Origin of the sequence: Sphingomonas sp. SORGH_AS_0950 (genome assembly GCF_030818415.1) — a bacterium.
Classification (GTDB): domain Bacteria; phylum Pseudomonadota; class Alphaproteobacteria; order Sphingomonadales; family Sphingomonadaceae; genus Sphingomonas.
The window spans coordinates 1,072,879-1,087,969 of sequence record NZ_JAUTAE010000001.1; the positions used below are offsets into that span (position 1 = coordinate 1,072,879).

The 15,091-nt window shown below is 65.9% G+C and carries 14 protein-coding genes; 7 read left to right on the forward strand and 7 right to left on the reverse strand.

Annotation, left to right across the window (positions count from 1 at the left end):
- The first annotated feature begins 26 nt into the window (after positions 1-26).
- Positions 27-593 (forward strand): HdeD family acid-resistance protein, encoded by a 567-nt coding sequence (locus QE385_RS04435; RefSeq protein WP_307099473.1) that lies wholly within the window; start codon positions 27-29, stop codon positions 591-593.
- A gap of 281 nt (positions 594-874) precedes the next feature.
- Here QE385_RS04435 and QE385_RS04440 read toward each other — a convergent pair whose 3' ends face one another.
- The 5 genes from QE385_RS04440 to QE385_RS04460 form a co-directional block, all read right to left on the reverse strand.
- Positions 875-1,354, reverse strand: coding sequence for a glutathione peroxidase (locus QE385_RS04440; protein WP_307099476.1), 480 nt, complete (start codon positions 1,352-1,354; stop codon positions 875-877).
- Entirely contained in the window at positions 1,351-1,944 is a 594-nt protein-coding gene (locus QE385_RS04445; protein ID WP_307099478.1) for a GNAT family N-acetyltransferase, read from the reverse strand. Before QE385_RS04445 ends, QE385_RS04440 begins: the two co-directional genes overlap by 4 nt.
- Positions 1,941-2,639: an ABC transporter ATP-binding protein gene (locus QE385_RS04450; RefSeq protein WP_307104547.1), complete on the reverse strand. Its 699-nt coding sequence runs from the start codon at positions 2,637-2,639 to the stop codon at positions 1,941-1,943. Before QE385_RS04450 ends, QE385_RS04445 begins: the two co-directional genes overlap by 4 nt.
- Before the next feature lie 13 nt (positions 2,640-2,652).
- Positions 2,653-3,903 (reverse strand): lipoprotein-releasing ABC transporter permease subunit, encoded by a 1,251-nt coding sequence (locus QE385_RS04455; RefSeq protein ID WP_307099480.1) that lies wholly within the window; start codon positions 3,901-3,903, stop codon positions 2,653-2,655.
- A 548-nt stretch (positions 3,904-4,451) separates the two neighbouring features.
- Positions 4,452-6,893, reverse strand: coding sequence for a TonB-dependent receptor (locus QE385_RS04460; protein ID WP_307099482.1), 2,442 nt, complete (start codon positions 6,891-6,893; stop codon positions 4,452-4,454).
- 241 nt (positions 6,894-7,134) lie between these two features.
- Between QE385_RS04460 and QE385_RS04465 the strand changes: the two genes are divergently transcribed.
- Positions 7,135-7,611 carry an Hsp20 family protein gene (locus QE385_RS04465; RefSeq protein WP_307099484.1) on the forward strand — a complete coding sequence of 159 codons (477 nt, stop codon included), beginning with the start codon at positions 7,135-7,137 and terminating at the stop codon, positions 7,609-7,611.
- Between the two features lie 507 nt (positions 7,612-8,118).
- A protein-coding gene (locus QE385_RS04470; RefSeq protein WP_307098189.1) for an IS3-like element ISGbe2 family transposase occupies positions 8,119-9,326 on the forward strand; the annotation gives its coding sequence in 2 pieces (ribosomal slippage) (positions 8,119-8,443 and positions 8,443-9,326; 1,209 coding nt in all).
- Between the two features lie 283 nt (positions 9,327-9,609).
- On the opposite strand, the gene QE385_RS04475 is transcribed toward QE385_RS04470, so the two are convergent.
- Positions 9,610-11,259 carry a CTP synthase gene (locus tag QE385_RS04475; protein ID WP_307099486.1) on the reverse strand — a complete coding sequence of 550 codons (1,650 nt, stop codon included), beginning with the start codon at positions 11,257-11,259 and terminating at the stop codon, positions 9,610-9,612.
- Between the two features lie 106 nt (positions 11,260-11,365).
- Complete coding sequence (gene secG / locus QE385_RS04480; protein ID WP_307099489.1) at positions 11,366-11,731, reverse strand: preprotein translocase subunit SecG; 366 nt, start codon at positions 11,729-11,731, stop codon at positions 11,366-11,368.
- A 265-nt stretch (positions 11,732-11,996) separates the two neighbouring features.
- Between secG and QE385_RS04485 the strand changes: the two genes are divergently transcribed.
- Genes QE385_RS04485 through zwf form a run of 4 tightly spaced genes read left to right on the forward strand, consistent with a single transcriptional unit; the run spans position 11,997 to position 15,023 of the window.
- A complete protein-coding gene (locus QE385_RS04485; protein ID WP_058732142.1) occupies positions 11,997-12,317 on the forward strand; it encodes a MarR family transcriptional regulator in 321 nt (106 codons plus the stop codon).
- Positions 12,253-12,627 (forward strand): SH3 domain-containing protein, encoded by a 375-nt coding sequence (locus tag QE385_RS04490; RefSeq protein WP_307099491.1) that lies wholly within the window; start codon positions 12,253-12,255, stop codon positions 12,625-12,627. Before QE385_RS04485 ends, QE385_RS04490 begins: the two co-directional genes overlap by 65 nt.
- A complete protein-coding gene (gene argC / locus QE385_RS04495; RefSeq protein WP_307099494.1) occupies positions 12,624-13,550 on the forward strand; it encodes an N-acetyl-gamma-glutamyl-phosphate reductase in 927 nt (308 codons plus the stop codon). The genes QE385_RS04490 and argC overlap by 4 nt, the downstream gene beginning before the upstream one ends.
- A 9-nt stretch (positions 13,551-13,559) precedes the next feature.
- Entirely contained in the window at positions 13,560-15,023 is a 1,464-nt protein-coding gene (zwf, locus tag QE385_RS04500) for a glucose-6-phosphate dehydrogenase (RefSeq protein WP_307099496.1), read from the forward strand.
- Positions 15,024-15,091: the final 68 nt, after the last annotated feature.

Below are 15,091 nucleotides of genomic sequence, written 5' to 3' on the forward strand. Positions count from 1 at the left end.
TTTTGATCTCGCTCAAGGACGTGATGATGACCGATACGGACCGTTCTTTTGCCGCCTCGCTTCGGCCCGGTGCCGGATGGGGCTGGATTCTGGCTTACGGCATCCTGTCGGCGTTGCTGGGTCTGGCGGCGTTCCTGTTCCCGGTGCCCGCCACCTTCGCCGCGACGCTGGTGATCGGCGCGTTCCTCATCGCCTCGGGGCTGGTGTCGATCGGTGCCGGTATCTTCGGCAAGGGGCATGAAGGGCGCGGCTATGCGATCGGCTTCGGGATCGTGTCGCTGGTCATCGGGCTGATCATGGCGTTCGAGCCCGCGACCGGGGCGATCTCGATCACGCTGCTGATCGCGGCGTGGCTGGGCTTGCGCGGCGTGCTGGAAATCGGGCTGGGCGCGCGGATGCGGCGGCGGCGCGGCTGGATGATCGCGCTGGGCGTGCTGAACATCATCCTGGCGCTGTTCGTGCTGGTGACGCTGCCATGGAGCGCGATGACGCTGCCGGGCTATATTCTGGGGCTCAGCTTCCTGTTCGGCGGGATCACCTCCATCGCCTCGGCACTGGATCACAAGAAGGGGGCGAGTGCGTTTTCGCTTTGAGGCCCTTGGCCTTCGACTTCGCTCAGGCTGAACGGTGGTTCGGGCCACCTCCCGTTCACGCCGGGCGAAGTTGAAGCGTAAGCTGGGAGCGTCGCCCGGAACATCGTCCATCCCTTGGCCTTCGACTTCGCTCAGGCCGAACGGCGGTAGGGTAAGGTCGTAAACTCCGTTCGCGCTGAGCGAAGTCGAAGCGCACGCCCGGACATCCGCCAAGCAGCGCTACTTGCTCACTGGCCTCCGACTGAACGTGGGTCGGGTTTAAACCCGACCACCTGTGAGACCTAGAGGAGCCCCTCAATATCGCGCGCCAGATCCTCCGGCTTGGTCGTCGGGGCATAGCGGCCGACCACCTTGCCCGACCGATCCACCAGGAACTTGGTGAAGTTCCACTTGATCGCCTTGGTCCCCAGCAACCCCGGCGCTTGCCCCTTCAGCCACCCGAACAACGGATCGGCGCCTTCGCCATTGACCTCGACCTTCGCCATCACCGGGAAGGTCACGTCATAGGTCAGCAAACAGAAATTCGCGATCTCCGCCGCGTCGCCCGGCTCCTGCGCGCCGAACTGGTTGCAGGGAAAGCCCAACACCGTCAGCCCCTGCGCCGCATAGCGACGATGCAGCATCTCCAGCCCTTCATATTGCGGGGTGAAGCCGCATTTCGACGCGGTGTTGACCACCAGCAGCACGCGCCCGGCATAGGCCGCCATGGCGACCGGCGTGCCGTCCGCCGCCCGGACGGTGAAATCGCCAATCCCGCTCATCGATGCTTGCCCAGCAGATAGTCCAGATTGGCGCGCACGCCGGGCCACTCGCGGTCGATGATCGAATAGACGACGCTGTCGCGGATGCGTCCGTCCGCCATGACCTGATGCCCGCGCAGCACGCCGTCCTTCTTGGCGCCCAGCCGCTCGATCGCCGCCTGGCTGCGCTTGTTGAGCGAATCGGTGCGGATCTGGATCGCCTGACACTCCATCACCTCAAAGGCATGGGCCAGCAGCATCCGCTTCGCCTCGGTATTGACGCCGGTCCGCTGGACGCGCGTGGCGTAGAAGGTGCCGCCGATCTCCAGCCGCCGATGCTGCGGCGCCATCCGCATATAGCGGGTCGTGCCGACCACCGCGCCGTCCGGCGTCTCGACCGTGAAGAGCAGCGCACGGCCGACATCGCGCTCCTTGAGCGCCGCCGCCAGCCAGCGCTCGGGCGTCTTCATCATCGAGACATTGGCGTAGAAGATGTTCCAGAGCTCGCCCTCCCGCGCGGCCTCGACCAGCGCGGGCAGATCGGCCTCGACGAAGGGGCGCAAGCGAACGTGGCGGCCGGTCAGCGTCGGCGTCTCGCTCCAGACGCTCATTGCAGGCGGCCTTCGTGGAGGCGCACCACCCGGTCCATCTTGAGCGCCAGCCGCTCGTTATGCGTCGCGACCAACGCCGCCGAGCCCTCGCCGCGCACCAGCCGCAGGAATTCGGCCAGCACGACCTCGGAGGTGTGTTCGTCCAGATTGCCGGTCGGCTCGTCGGCCAGCACCAGCGGCGGCTGGTTGGCGAGCGCGCGGGCGACCGCCACGCGCTGCTGCTCGCCGCCCGACAGCTGGCTCGGCCGATGGGTCAGCCGGTGGCCGAGGCCGAGTGCGGTCAGCAGCCCCCTGGCCCGCATATCGGCGGCGGCGGGCAGCTTGCCCTGCACCAGTTGCGGCAGGACGACATTCTCGATCGCGTTGAAATCGGGCAGCAGGTGGTGGAACTGATAGACGAAGCCCAGATAATCGCGCCGCGCGATGGTCCGGCCATGCGAGTCGAGCTTCGACACCTCCTCCCCCGCGATCCGGATCGAGCCGGAGAAACCGCCCTCCAGCAAGCCGACCGCCTGGAGCAGCGTCGACTTGCCCGAACCCGAGGGGCCCAGAAGCGCCACGATCTCACCCGGCGCGACGGCCAGGTCGACGCCGCGCAGCACCTCGATCGTCTGCCCGCCCTGGGTGAAGCTGCGCGAGAGCCCGCGCGTCTCCAGAACCGGCTCGGCGGTGCGGGGGGCGACGGCATCGCCCATTCGGATGATCGGATCATTCATAACGCAGCACCTGCACCGGGTCCGTGCTCGCCGCCTTCCAGGCGGGGTAGAGCGTGGCGAGGAAGGAGAAGACCAGCGCCATCGACGCGATCACGATGATCTCCACGGGGTCGGTCTTGGACGGCAGCTCGGTCAAATAGCGGATCGAGGGGTCCCACAGATTCTGCCCCGTCACGAACTGGACGAAGTTCACCACGCCTTGGCGATAGAATAGGAACACCGCGCCCAGCGCCAGCCCCGCGATCGTGCCCAGCGCACCGATCGTCGTGCCCACCGTCATGAAGATGCGCATCAACCCGCCGCGCGTCGCGCCCATCGTTCGCAGGATCGCGATGTCGCGCGTCTTGGCGCGGACGAGCATGATCAGCGAGGACAGGATGTTGAACACCGCGACCAGGATGATGATCGACAGCACGGTGAACATCGCCACCCGCTCGACCGCCAGCGCCTCGAACAGCTGCGCGTTCATCGTCCGCCAGTCGGCGATCACCGCGCGCCCGCCCAGCTTGTCGGCTAGCGGCGCGAGGATCTGCCCCACCCGGTCGGCGTCCACCGTCTGGATTTCGACCATGCCGACCGTGTCGCCCATCAGGAGCAGCGTCTGCGCATCCTCGATCGGCATGATGACATAGGCCTTGTCATAGTCGTACACCCCGATCTCGAAGATCGCGCCGACCGTATAGCTGACGATGCGCGGCACCGTGCCGAAGGGGGTGGTCTGCCCTTGCGGACTGATCAGCGAAATCTCCGAGCCGACCTGCGCGCCCAGCGCCTCCGCCAGTCGGCTGCCGATCGCGATCCGGCCGCTGCCCGGCGTGATGCTGTTCAGATTGCCCATGATGATCTTGGAGCGGATCGCCGAATTGCCCCGGATGTCCTGCACCCGCATGCCGCGCACCAGCACCGCCTCGACCCGGCCGTTATAGCTGGACATCAGCGGCTGCTCGATCATCGGCACCGCGCTGGTCACCCCCGGCGTCGCCCTGGCCTCGCGCACGATGTCGCGCCAGTCGGGCAGGCGCCCGCCCACCCCCTGCACCACCGCATGGCCGTTCAGCCCGACGATCTTGTCGAACAGCTCGGCGCGAAAGCCGTTCATCACGCTCATGACGATGACGAGCGCGGCGACGCCCAGCATGACTGCGACCAGGCTGATCGAGGCGACGAGGAAGATGAACGCCTCTCCCTTGCCCGGCAGCAGATAGCGCCGGGCGATCATCCGTTCATAGCGTGACAGGATCATTGATGTCCGATCGATCCGTGGAGAAACTGATAAGCCCAGCGGCTGTACGGGCGGCGTCCGGCGGTGGCAATGCCGCGCCCGGTTCCGGCGGCCAAACGGCCGACTCGCCGCATTGTTGCGCGACGGCCACACAAGCCCCGCAATCGTAGCATCGATGCCGCAAGAGGGATGACAAGCCCCGCCATCCTAACGTACCACAATCTCACTGAGACACAGGCAGCAACGGCCGTGGTTCGGGGATTGCTCCAACGCTCACCCAAAGAGGTTGATGCGGGAGCGGGAAAAGGGGGCTGACGAGCGATCGTCACGCAGGCGCCCGGATCGGAAACGGTCCGGGCGTTTGTCATTGGGGCCTCGTCGCGCATCGCTCCATCGAAAAGCCGCCGGAACCGGCTGAGAAACGGGGAGCTTCCAAACTCCGTTTCCAGATGCCGGCCCGGCGCCCGTTCACGGGACTGTCGCTATACCAGATCAAGATGAACCGAATGTGGACGAATCCTGTGATTCGTCCCCTTCGATCCTCCCCACCACCGATGGGGAGGAATGGGTCAGAACGACTTGGAAATGGTGAACCCGTATGTGCGCGGATCGCCCGGCTGGCCGACGATCAGCCCGGTCGAACCCGACTGGGTCGCCAACAGCTCGTAATAATTGTGATCGAACAGGTTGCGGACCCAGACGAACGCGTTCCAGCTGCCCGGCGCCTTGAACCCCGCCCGCACATTGGACAGGCTGTATCCGTTGATGTCGGTATAGGCCGAGCGCGACGGGTTGGACGAGAATTTGGATCGATAGCTGCCGTCATAGCCGAGATAGAATTGCCCCTCGGTCCCCGCCACGGTCGCGGGCAGGTCATATTCCGCGCCGTAGGAAAAGGCCCAGCGCGATACGCCCGGCAGCCACTGGCCCGAAATGTTGCAATAGGGCAGCGAATTGCCCGGCGTCCCCGCCGCCGCCGGCGTGCCGACGATCTGGCCGTTGACCACCGGCAGCGCGGTGCCGCCCGACAGCTCGGGCGGGCATGGCGCGTTGGTGAAGCGGGTATAGCGCGCATCGGTGAAGGCGCCGTTGGCATAGATGTTGAACCGTTCGGTCGGGCGGAAGGCCGAGTCGATCTCGATCCCCCGCGTCCGTACGCGTCCGGCATTCGCCAGATAGCCGCGCAGGACGTTGACCTGAAGATTGTTCACCGTCGCCTGATAATCGCCGATCTCGGTCCAGAAACCGGCGATGTTCACGGTCGCACGGCGGTCGGCGAACTGGGTCTTCAGCCCCAACTCGAAATGATTGACCTTTTCCGGCTTCACCGTCTGGGTGGCCAGGATCGGGTTGTTCTGCGCATCCAGCGGCAGGCCCGACAGATTGATGCCCCCCGACTTATAGCTGCGCGCATAGGTCGCGTAATAATGGACATTGGGGTTGAATTCATAGGCGATGGTCAGATCGCCCGACAGGTTCCAGTTGGTGAAGGACGGCGTGTAATTCTGCGGCGCAAGGACCCCGCGCTGGTCGCTGGTCAGGCTGGTCGATCCCGCGCCATTGGTGACGACCGAGACATAGGAGCCGTCCTTGCGGTCGTAATTGAGCCGCAGGCCCGGCGACACCGACAGGCGGTCGTCGACATGCCAGGTCAGTTTGCCGAACAGCGCGGCCGAAGTGTTGGTGAAGCCGATCGTGTTGCGCGCGGTCAGCCCGTTCAGCGTCGCGGGGTTGCGCCCGGCGGAGCCGGTCGGATTGAGCAGGAATGCACTCGCCGCCGGGCCCTGCACCTGCAAACCCTGCGTGTCGATCGACTGCCAGAAGTAAAAGGCGCCCAGCACATAATCGAGCGTGCGCTTGCCGTTGGAGGCGATGCGGATTTCCTGCGTCACCTGGCTCTGCTGCGACGGATTGGCCGAGACGGTGGTGATGGGCAGGCCGATGAAGTCGCGATCGTTGGATGGGTCCCAGTGCCAGAAGCGCCACGCCGACACGCTGGTCAGCGTCGCTTCGCCCACATCCCAGTTGGCGACCAGCGACAGGCCGCCCAGTTCCTGCTTGGCGCGCAGATCGGTATCGACATCGGTCAACCGGTCGAAGGCGTTGGTAGACGGCACGCTATAGCCCTGCGCAGCGGCCAGCGCCGGATATTGGCGATTGAGCGGCCGCTGGGTCGCGCCCACCCGCGCATAATATTGGACGCAGCAATTGGGGTTCTGCCGCGCATAATCGCCCGACAGGGTCAGGTCGAGTGTGGGCGTGGCATGCCACAGGAACTGGCTGCGCAGCGACAGATTGTCCTGGCTGTTCTGCCATTCCTGCTGACGGGTGTTCCAGACGGTGCCGCGCCGCGTGGTGATCGAGGTCGACAGCCGCACCGCCACCTTGTCGTCGACCAGCGGGCCGGACACCGACGCCTTGCCCTGGAAAAAGTCGTAATTGCCGCCGCTCAGTTCGACCCGCGCCTCGGGCGTGAAGCTGGGCGGGCGGGTGATGATGTTGATCGCGCCCGCCGTGGTGTTCTTGCCATAGAGCGTGCCCTGCGGCCCGCGCAGCACCTCGATCCGCTCGGTATCGGTGAAGTCGAACGTCGCCGAGGCGATGCGGCTGTAATAGACCTGATCGACATAGATGCCGACGCCCTGCTCGATCCCGTCATTGGTCAGCCCGAACGGCGCGCCCAGCCCGCGGATATTGGCGGCCGAGTTGCGCGGGTTGGTCGAATAGAATTGCAGCGTCGGCTGAATCTGGGTCAGCCGGTTGACATTATAGGTGCCCGTCTCCGCGAGCGCGGTGCCGCCGATCACCGACATGGCGATGGGGACCGACTGGATCGTCTCGGCGCGGCGGCGCGCGGTGACGACGACGTCGCCCCCGCCCTGTTGCGCGGTGCCCAGCCGCCCTTCTTCGCGCCCCGACCGGGCGGCAGGCTCGGGCGGCGTGGCGGTCTGTGGATCGGACGTGGCCGCCACCGTCTGGGCAGCAAGCATGAGTGCCAGGGTCAAGGACATGGAAGCTCCCCTTTTGATTTCACCTCCTATTCACACATCGATTTACTAGGCGTTCAAGCACGGACCGGCTTGGGCCGCTGGAAGATTTGCTTCTCGATCCGATGGGGCTCTTGAAGGACATAAAACGCGAACCATATCGGTTCGCGTGCGGTGCCGCTGACGGGCCGCACGGAGCGGCCTTGCCCGTCCGGGCGACGGGTGGGTCGATCCTCTTCAATTCGCTTCTGATGGAGGTTTTGACATGCGTATCGACCTGACCCCGTATCGCCGTTCGACCATCGGCTTCGACCGGCTGTTCGATCTGCTGGAGGCCAATTCGCGCGGCGCTTCGGCGGAAAATTATCCCCCGTTCAATCTCGAGCGTCTGGCCGAGGACCGTTACCGCATCACCCTGGCGGTGGCCGGTTTCTCCCGCGACGAGATCGAGATCACCGCGCAGCAGAACATGCTGCTCGTCACCGGCAAGAAGGATGACAAGGCGACCGCGCCCAACTTCCTGCATGTCGGCATCGCCAATCGCTCGTTCGAGCGGCGCTTCGAGTTGGCGGACTTCGTGTTCGTCGAGGATGCGCGCCTGAACGACGGCCTGCTCGTCATCGACCTCGTCCGCGAGGTGCCCGAGGCGATGAAGCCCAAGACGATCGCGATCAAGACGGGCCAGCCGCTGGCGGCGGTCGAACATCACGCCGAAGAGGCCGACGCGGCCAAGGCGGCGTAACAAGGCTCGACGTCTTTCCCTCCCTGAAGACGTCGCGGGGCGTCCGGACCGACGGGTCCGGGCGCCTTTCGGTTTTTCTCCGGCCTCCGTTCGGGCTGGGCGAGGCGAGGTCTGTGCGCCGTCATCCGCCGGGTGGACAGGTTTTCCCTTGGCCTTCGACTACGCTCAGGCTGAACGGAGGGTGGGCGGACGCAGGGGCTGTCGCTTTGGACGCCTTTCCCCAAACCCCACACCCGTTCAGGCTGAGCGAAGTCGAAGCCTACGCCCCGCCATCCGCCAAGTGGACAGCGCCTCCCTTGGCCTTCGACTACGCTCAGGCTGAACGGAGGGTGGGCAGGCGGCAGGAACTGTCGCTTCGAACACCGTCCCCCAAATCCCACACCCGTTCGGGCTGAGCGTAGTCGAAGCCCACGCCCTGCCCTCCGCCAAGTTGAGCTGGCCCCCATTTCGACCGGACGGATTCAAGCCTAAGAAGGAGGCTTGGGGCTATCCCCTAAGCATAGGCTTATGTCCGTGTCCGAAATCATCACCGACGGCGGTCGTCGCCGTCACTGGAGCACGCCTGAGAAGCTGAGGATCGTCGAGGAGACGCTCGATGGTCGCGAGAGCATATCGGTGGTGGCACGCCGCAACGGCGTGGCGCCGAACCTGCTGTACCGCTGGCGGCGGCTGATGCTGGAGGGCGGGAGCGTCGCGGTCGCCGGCGACGACGACGTGACCAGCAATCGCCAGGTCCGCGAGATGGAGACCCGCATCCGCGAACTGGAGCGCCAGCTCGGCCGCAAGACGCTGGAGGTCGAGATCCTGAAGGAGGCGCTGGAGCGCTCGCGCCCAAAAAAAGCGAGCTTGCTCATGCACTCGCCGTTGCCGGAGACTATCCGGTGAGCCTGGTCGCCAAGACGCTCGGGGTCGGGCGCTCGACGGTGTACGACCGCCTGACCGGCCGCACCCGGACGCGCGGGCCGTACGCCAAGGCCGACGACGCGGACCTGCTGCCCCGCATACGCCAGATCGCCGCGCAGCGGCCCACCTACGGCTACCGCCGCATCGCGGCGGTCCTCAATCGACAGCAACGCGCCGAAGGACTGGCGCCGGTCAACCACAAGCGCGTCTACCGCATCATGGCAGCGGACCGCCTGCTGCTGGCGCGGCGCTACACCGAGCGGGCCGACTATGGCCATGACGGCGTCGTGGTGGCGATCCGCTCGAACCTGCGCTGGTGCTCGGACGGCTTCGAGTTCACCTGCTGGAACGGCGAGGTCGTGCGCGGCGCCTTCATCATCGACGCCCATGACCGCGAGATCATCGCCTGGCGCGCGATCGCCAATGCGGGCATCAGCGGCTCGGACGTGCGCGACATCATGCTGGAAGCCGTGGAAACCCGCTTCGGCGGTATGCGCGCGCCCGTGCCGGTCGAGATGCTGTCCGATAACGGCTCGGCCTATACTGCCCGCGAAACACGCACCTTTGCCCGGCAGCTGGGCCTCAAACCCTGCTTCACGCCCGTTCGCAGCCCGCAGTCCAACGGCATCTCGGAGGCCTTCGTTCATACCCTCAAGCGCGATTACGTCCGCGTCTCGCCGCTGCCTGATGCTCCCACCGCGTTGACATCGCTTGCCGGATGGATCGAGGACTACAACGACAACCACCCCCATTCAGGGCTCAAAATGCGTTCACCGCGCGAACATCGCGCACTGGTTTCTGCAACCGCCTGAATCCGTCCGGTGAAACGGGGGCCAGATCACAAGTGGACAGCGCCTCCCTTGGCCTTCGACTACGCTCAGGCTGAACGGAGGGTGGGCGGGTGGCAAGGACTGTCGCTTCGAACGCCTTCCCCAAATCCCAGACCCGTTCAGGCTGAGCGTAGTCGAAGCCCACGCCCAGCCGTCCGCCAGGTGGACAGCTTCTCCCTCGGCGTTCAACCTCGCCCAACCCGAACGAAGCAAAATAACCCCCAAAGAAAAACCCCGCCTCCATCTGGAGGCGGGGTCATCAAAATCACACCAACCGGCTCTGCTTCACCGCCGCTTCGACGAAGCTGGCGAACAGGGGATGCGGGTCGAAGGGTTTCGATTTCAATTCCGGGTGGAACTGCACGCCGACGAACCAGGGATGATCGGGCCGCTCGACGATCTCGGGGAGCGTGCCGTCCGGCGACATGCCGCTGAACACCAGCCCGCCCTTTTCCAGCGCTTCCTTATAGGCGGTGTTGACCTCGTAACGGTGACGATGCCGCTCGGAAATATCCTCGCTGCCATAGATGGAGGCGACGACGCTGTTGCCTGCCAGCTTCGCCTGATAGGCGCCCAGCCGCATCGTGCCGCCCAGGTCGCCGCTGGCCTCGCGCTTCTCCAGGCCGTCACGGCCCATCCATTCGGTGATGAGGCCGACCACCGGCTCCGAGGTCGGGCCGAACTCGGTCGAGGAGGCGTCCGTGATCCCTGCCAGATCGCGCGCGCCCTCGACACAGGCCATCTGCATGCCGAAGCAGATGCCGAAATAAGGCACGCGGCGTTCGCGCGCGAACCGGACCGCCGCGATCTTGCCCGCCGCGCCGCGCTCGCCGAACGCGCCGGGGACCAGGATGGCGTGGCAGGGTTCGAGCTGCTGCGCGATCTCGCTCTCATCGCCCTCGAACAGCTCGGCGTCGATCCAGCGGATATGGACCTTCACCTTGTTGGCGATGCCGCCATGCACCAGCGCCTCGTTGAGCGACTTGTACGCATCCTGCAGGCCGACATATTTGCCGACCACGCCGATCGTGACCTCGCCCTCGGGATTGGTCAGGCGATCGACGATCTCGGTCCAGCGCGACAGGTCGGGCGCGCCCTCCGGCTCGATCCCGAATGCGCGCAGCACCTCCGAATCGAGGCCCTCGGCGTGATATTGCAGCGGCACCGCATAGATGCTGGCGGCGTCCAGCGCCGGAATGACCGCCGAGGGCGGCACGTTGCAGAACAGGCCGATCTTGGCACGGTCCGAGGCGGGCAGCGGATGCTCGCAGCGGCAGACCAGCACGTCGGGGGCCACGCCCAGCGCCGCGATCTCGCGCACCGAATGCTGGGTGGGCTTGGTCTTCAGCTCGCCCGCCGCCGCGATATAGGGCACCAGGGTCACGTGGATGCTGATCGATTTGCCACGGCCCAGCTCGTTCTTGAGCTGGCGGATCGCCTCGATGAAGGGCAGCGATTCGATATCGCCGACCGTGCCGCCGATCTCGCAGAGGACGAAGTCGAGATCCTCGCCATTCTCGTCGACCGTATCGGCCTTGGCGAACGCCTTGATCGCGTCGGTGACGTGCGGGATCACCTGGACGGTCGCGCCCAGATAGTCGCCGCGCCGCTCGCGCTCGATGATCGTCTTGTAGATGCGGCCCGAGGTGACGTTGTCCGACTGGCGCGAGGCCACGCCGGTGAAGCGTTCATAATGGCCGAGGTCGAGGTCGGTCTCCGCCCCGTCGTCGGTCACATACACCTCGCCATGCTGATACGGGCTCATCGTGCCCGGATCGACGTTGAGATAGGGATCGAACTTGCGGATGCGCACGCGGTAACCGCGTGCCTGCAGAAGAGCCGCAAGAGAGGCCGCCATGAGGCCCTTGCCGAGCGACGAAACCACGCCGCCGGTGATGAAGATATACCGCGCCATGGGAAGAATCGCCTAGCTTGGATGGGGTGGATACGACAACAGCAAAGATGCGCGCCGCCGGAAATTATCGGCGGCGCGTTGGCCTATGCTGCGATGGAAACGAAATTTAGCGGGCGAGCGGAACCGCCGAATTGTCCGCCGGAGCCTGCGCCGGTGCGGTCCCGGTCGGGACCGGAGCGGGCGCGGGCTGGGTGATCGGCGCCTGGGTCGCGGGCGTGCGGGCCAGCGAGGTGTCGATGGCGGGCGCGCCGCGCGTCGCGGCCAGGACCGCGAGCAGGATCGAGAAGCCGATAAAGGCGGTGGCCAGCACCGCCGTCGCACGGCTGAGGAAGTCGGCCGCGCCGCGTGCCGACATCAGCCCCGACGGGCTGCCCCCCATGCCCAGACCGCCGCCTTCCGACCGCTGCATGAGAATCACCGTGACGAGGGTCGCGGCGATGATGGCGTGGATGACGAGCAGGAATGCGAACATGAGGCGCGTGTGATCCCGATGGAGGGTGTGCGAAAGCGCGCACATAGGCGAGGCCGCGCCTGCGATCAACCTTGCCGCGCCGGACCGAGCCGCGACGAATCGCCGGTCGGGGGGCGACAAGATGTTCGCAAATGCGGAACATCAGTGGAAACCACCATTGGGAAAGGGCGTTATGAACACGTAACAACGCCCGGCAAAGCCCGGCACAGCCATTGGAATCGCCATCGTGTCCCACCCACACGAACCGCAGACGCTGCTGGCCTGGATGTCGGCGCTGGTCGATTATGTCCGTTCGGGTGAACCCGACCTGACCAACCGGCAGATGGCCCTGCTGCTCGTCGTTTACCTGCGTCCGGGCCCGCATACGGTGCGCGGTTTGGCGCGCGCCTTGAACGTCTCGAAACCCGTCGTCACCCGCGCCTTGAATAGACTGGGAACGCTGGGCTATCTGCGCCGCCAACGCGATGATAGCGACAAGCGTAACATCTTTGTCGCCAGGACACCTGAAGGGGCGGACTTTCTTGAAGAATTCGGACATTTCATCGGCGCTGGCGACGCCCCTGCCCTCCAGCGAGCCAGCGCGTAAGAGCTTTGCGCTGCAGGGGCGGCGGGTCAGCCTCGACCCTCGCACCCATGCGGTTCGCGCCGATCTGGCTGATGTCCGGCTGGCCGAATACGTATTCGCGCCCCATTATGCCGCGCCCCTGTCCTATAAGACGTGCAGCGCGCTGACCTTGCGCGAGGGACGCAAGACCGACAGCGAGGTGCTGGCCGAACTCGCCCCCGGCGAGGCGTTCGAGGTGCTGGAGGTCGCGGGCGGTCTGGCCTGGGGCATTGCGCCGCATATGGGCCTGGTCGGCTATTGCGATGCGGCGTTGCTGGAGCGGGTGCAATGACGAAGACGGTGTTCATCGACGGCGGCGCGGGCACGACCGGGCTGGAAATCGCCGATCGGCTGGCCGGGCGCCCCGACCTGGCGATCGTCACCCTGCCCGACGACCGCCGCAAGGATGCGGATGCGCGGCGCGAGGCGATCAACGATGCCGATTTTGTCATCCTGTGCCTGCCCGACGATGCCGCGCGCGAGGCGGTGTCGCTGATCGACAATGATCGCACGCGCGTCGTCGATGCCTCTACCGCGCACCGCACCGCGGAGGGCTGGGTCTATGGCATGGCCGAGCTGGAGCCCGAGCAGGGCGACCGGATCGCGGCGGCGCGTTTCGTCTCCAATCCCGGCTGCTATCCCACCGGCTTCCTGGCGCTGGTCCGACCGCTGGTCCGTGCGGGCCTGATCCCCGCCGACTGGCCGGTGTCGGTCAACGCCGCGTCGGGCTATTCGGGCGGCGGCAAGGCGATGATCGCCGAATATGAGACCGCCGAGCACCGGGCGTTCCGCCCCTATGGCCTGTCGCTGGCGCACAAGCATGCGCCCGAGATGCAACGTCATTCGGGCCTGGCCCATGCGCCGATCTTCGCTCCCGCCGTGGTCGACACCTATCGCGGCATGGTCGTCGAGGTGCCGTTGCCGCTCTACGCCCTGCCCGGCCGCCCTTCGCTACAGGCGGTGTCGGACACGCTGGCCGCTGCCTATGCCGACAGCCGCATCGTCCGCTTTTCCACGCAGGACGTGGCGGCGGTGAATATCGAGGAAAATGCCGGAACCGACCGGATGACCTTGCGTGTCTGCGGCAATCCGGCCACGGGTCTTGCTCGACTGATCGCCACGCTCGACAATCTGGGCAAGGGTGCCGGTGGGGCGGCAGTCCAGAATCTGAACATCATGGCCGGGCTCGATCCGACCGCTGGCCTCGTGCTCTAAGGAGACGTCATGACGCGCAATCCCGTTGGCAAGCTGCTGCTGTTCGGCGCGACCGGCGACCTGTCGCAGCGTATGCTGCTGCCGTCGCTCTATAATCTTCACGCCGATGGGCTGTTGCCCGAGGAGTTGACGATCACCGGGACGGCGCGGTCCGATTATGACGATGCGGGCTTCCGCGACTTCGCCGCGCACGCGCTCGACACGTTCCTGCCCGATGACCGCAAGGACGCCGAAAAAATTGCGGGCTTCTTAAATCGATTGCAGTACCAGTCGCTCGATGCCTCCTCGATGGAGGGCTTCCCCGCGCTCGCCGAGAAGGTCGGCGACGTGTCGAACGGCCTGGCCATCTATCTGTCGACCGCGCCCAGCCTGTTCGAATCGACGATCAAGGGCCTCGAATCGGTGGGCCTGGCGGGCGAGACGGTGCGGATCGGCCTGGAAAAGCCGCTGGGCTATGACCTCGCCTCGTCCAAGGAGATCAACGACGCGGTCGCCTATGGCTTCCCCGAGGAGCGGACCTTCCGCATCGACCATTATCTGGGCAAGGAAACCGTCCAGAACATCCTGGCGCTGCGCTTCGGCAATTTCTTCTTCGAGCCGATCTGGAACGCCAACGGCATCGACAATGTCCAGATCACCATCGCCGAGACGGTCGGGCTGGAGGATCGCGCGGGCTATTACGAAGGCGCCGGGGCGCTGCGCGATATGGTGCAGAACCATATCCTGCAACTACTCGCGCTGATCGCGATGGAGCCGCCCGCGCGCTATGACGGCACCGCGATCCGCGACGAGAAGGCCAAGGTCTTCCGCTCGCTGCGCCTGATGAAGCCCGAGGAAGTGCCCCACAACACCGTCACCGGCCAATATGTGGACGGCGCGGTGGGCGGCAAGATCGTCGGCTCCTATGCCGACGAACTGGGCAAGCCGTCGCGCACCGAGACCTTCGTCGCGATCAAGGCGCATGTCGACAATTGGCGCTGGCAGGGCGTGCCCTTCTACCTGCGCACCGGCAAGCGCATGGCCGCGCGCCGTTCGGAGATCGCGATCCAGTTCAAGCCGGTCCCCCATTCGATGTTCGCGGGACGCGGCGGCCTGCTCCAGCCCAACACGCTGGTCATCCGCCTCCAGCCCGAGGAATATATCCAGCTGCTGGTGATGGCCAAGGAGCCGGGGCTGGACCGCGACGGCATCCATCTGCGCGAAGTGCCGCTGAACCTGTCGCTCGACGCCGAGTTCGCCGGGACCCGCCGCCGCATCGCCTATGAGCGGCTGCTGCTCGACCTGATCGAAGGCGACCAGACGCTGTTCGTCCGCCGCGACGAGGTGGAGGCGCAGTGGACCTGGATCGACGCGATCCGCGCGGGCTGGGACGCCAACGACCTCAAGCCCAAATCCTATCCCAGCGGCAGCTGGGGCCCGTCCGCCGCGATCGCGCTGACCGAGCGCGACGGCGTGACCTGGCAGGACGACTGACCCACCCCCGCCCCACCGAGCGGGCGGACGACATCGGCGCGATCCCGGCCCGCCCCACCCGGCGGGCC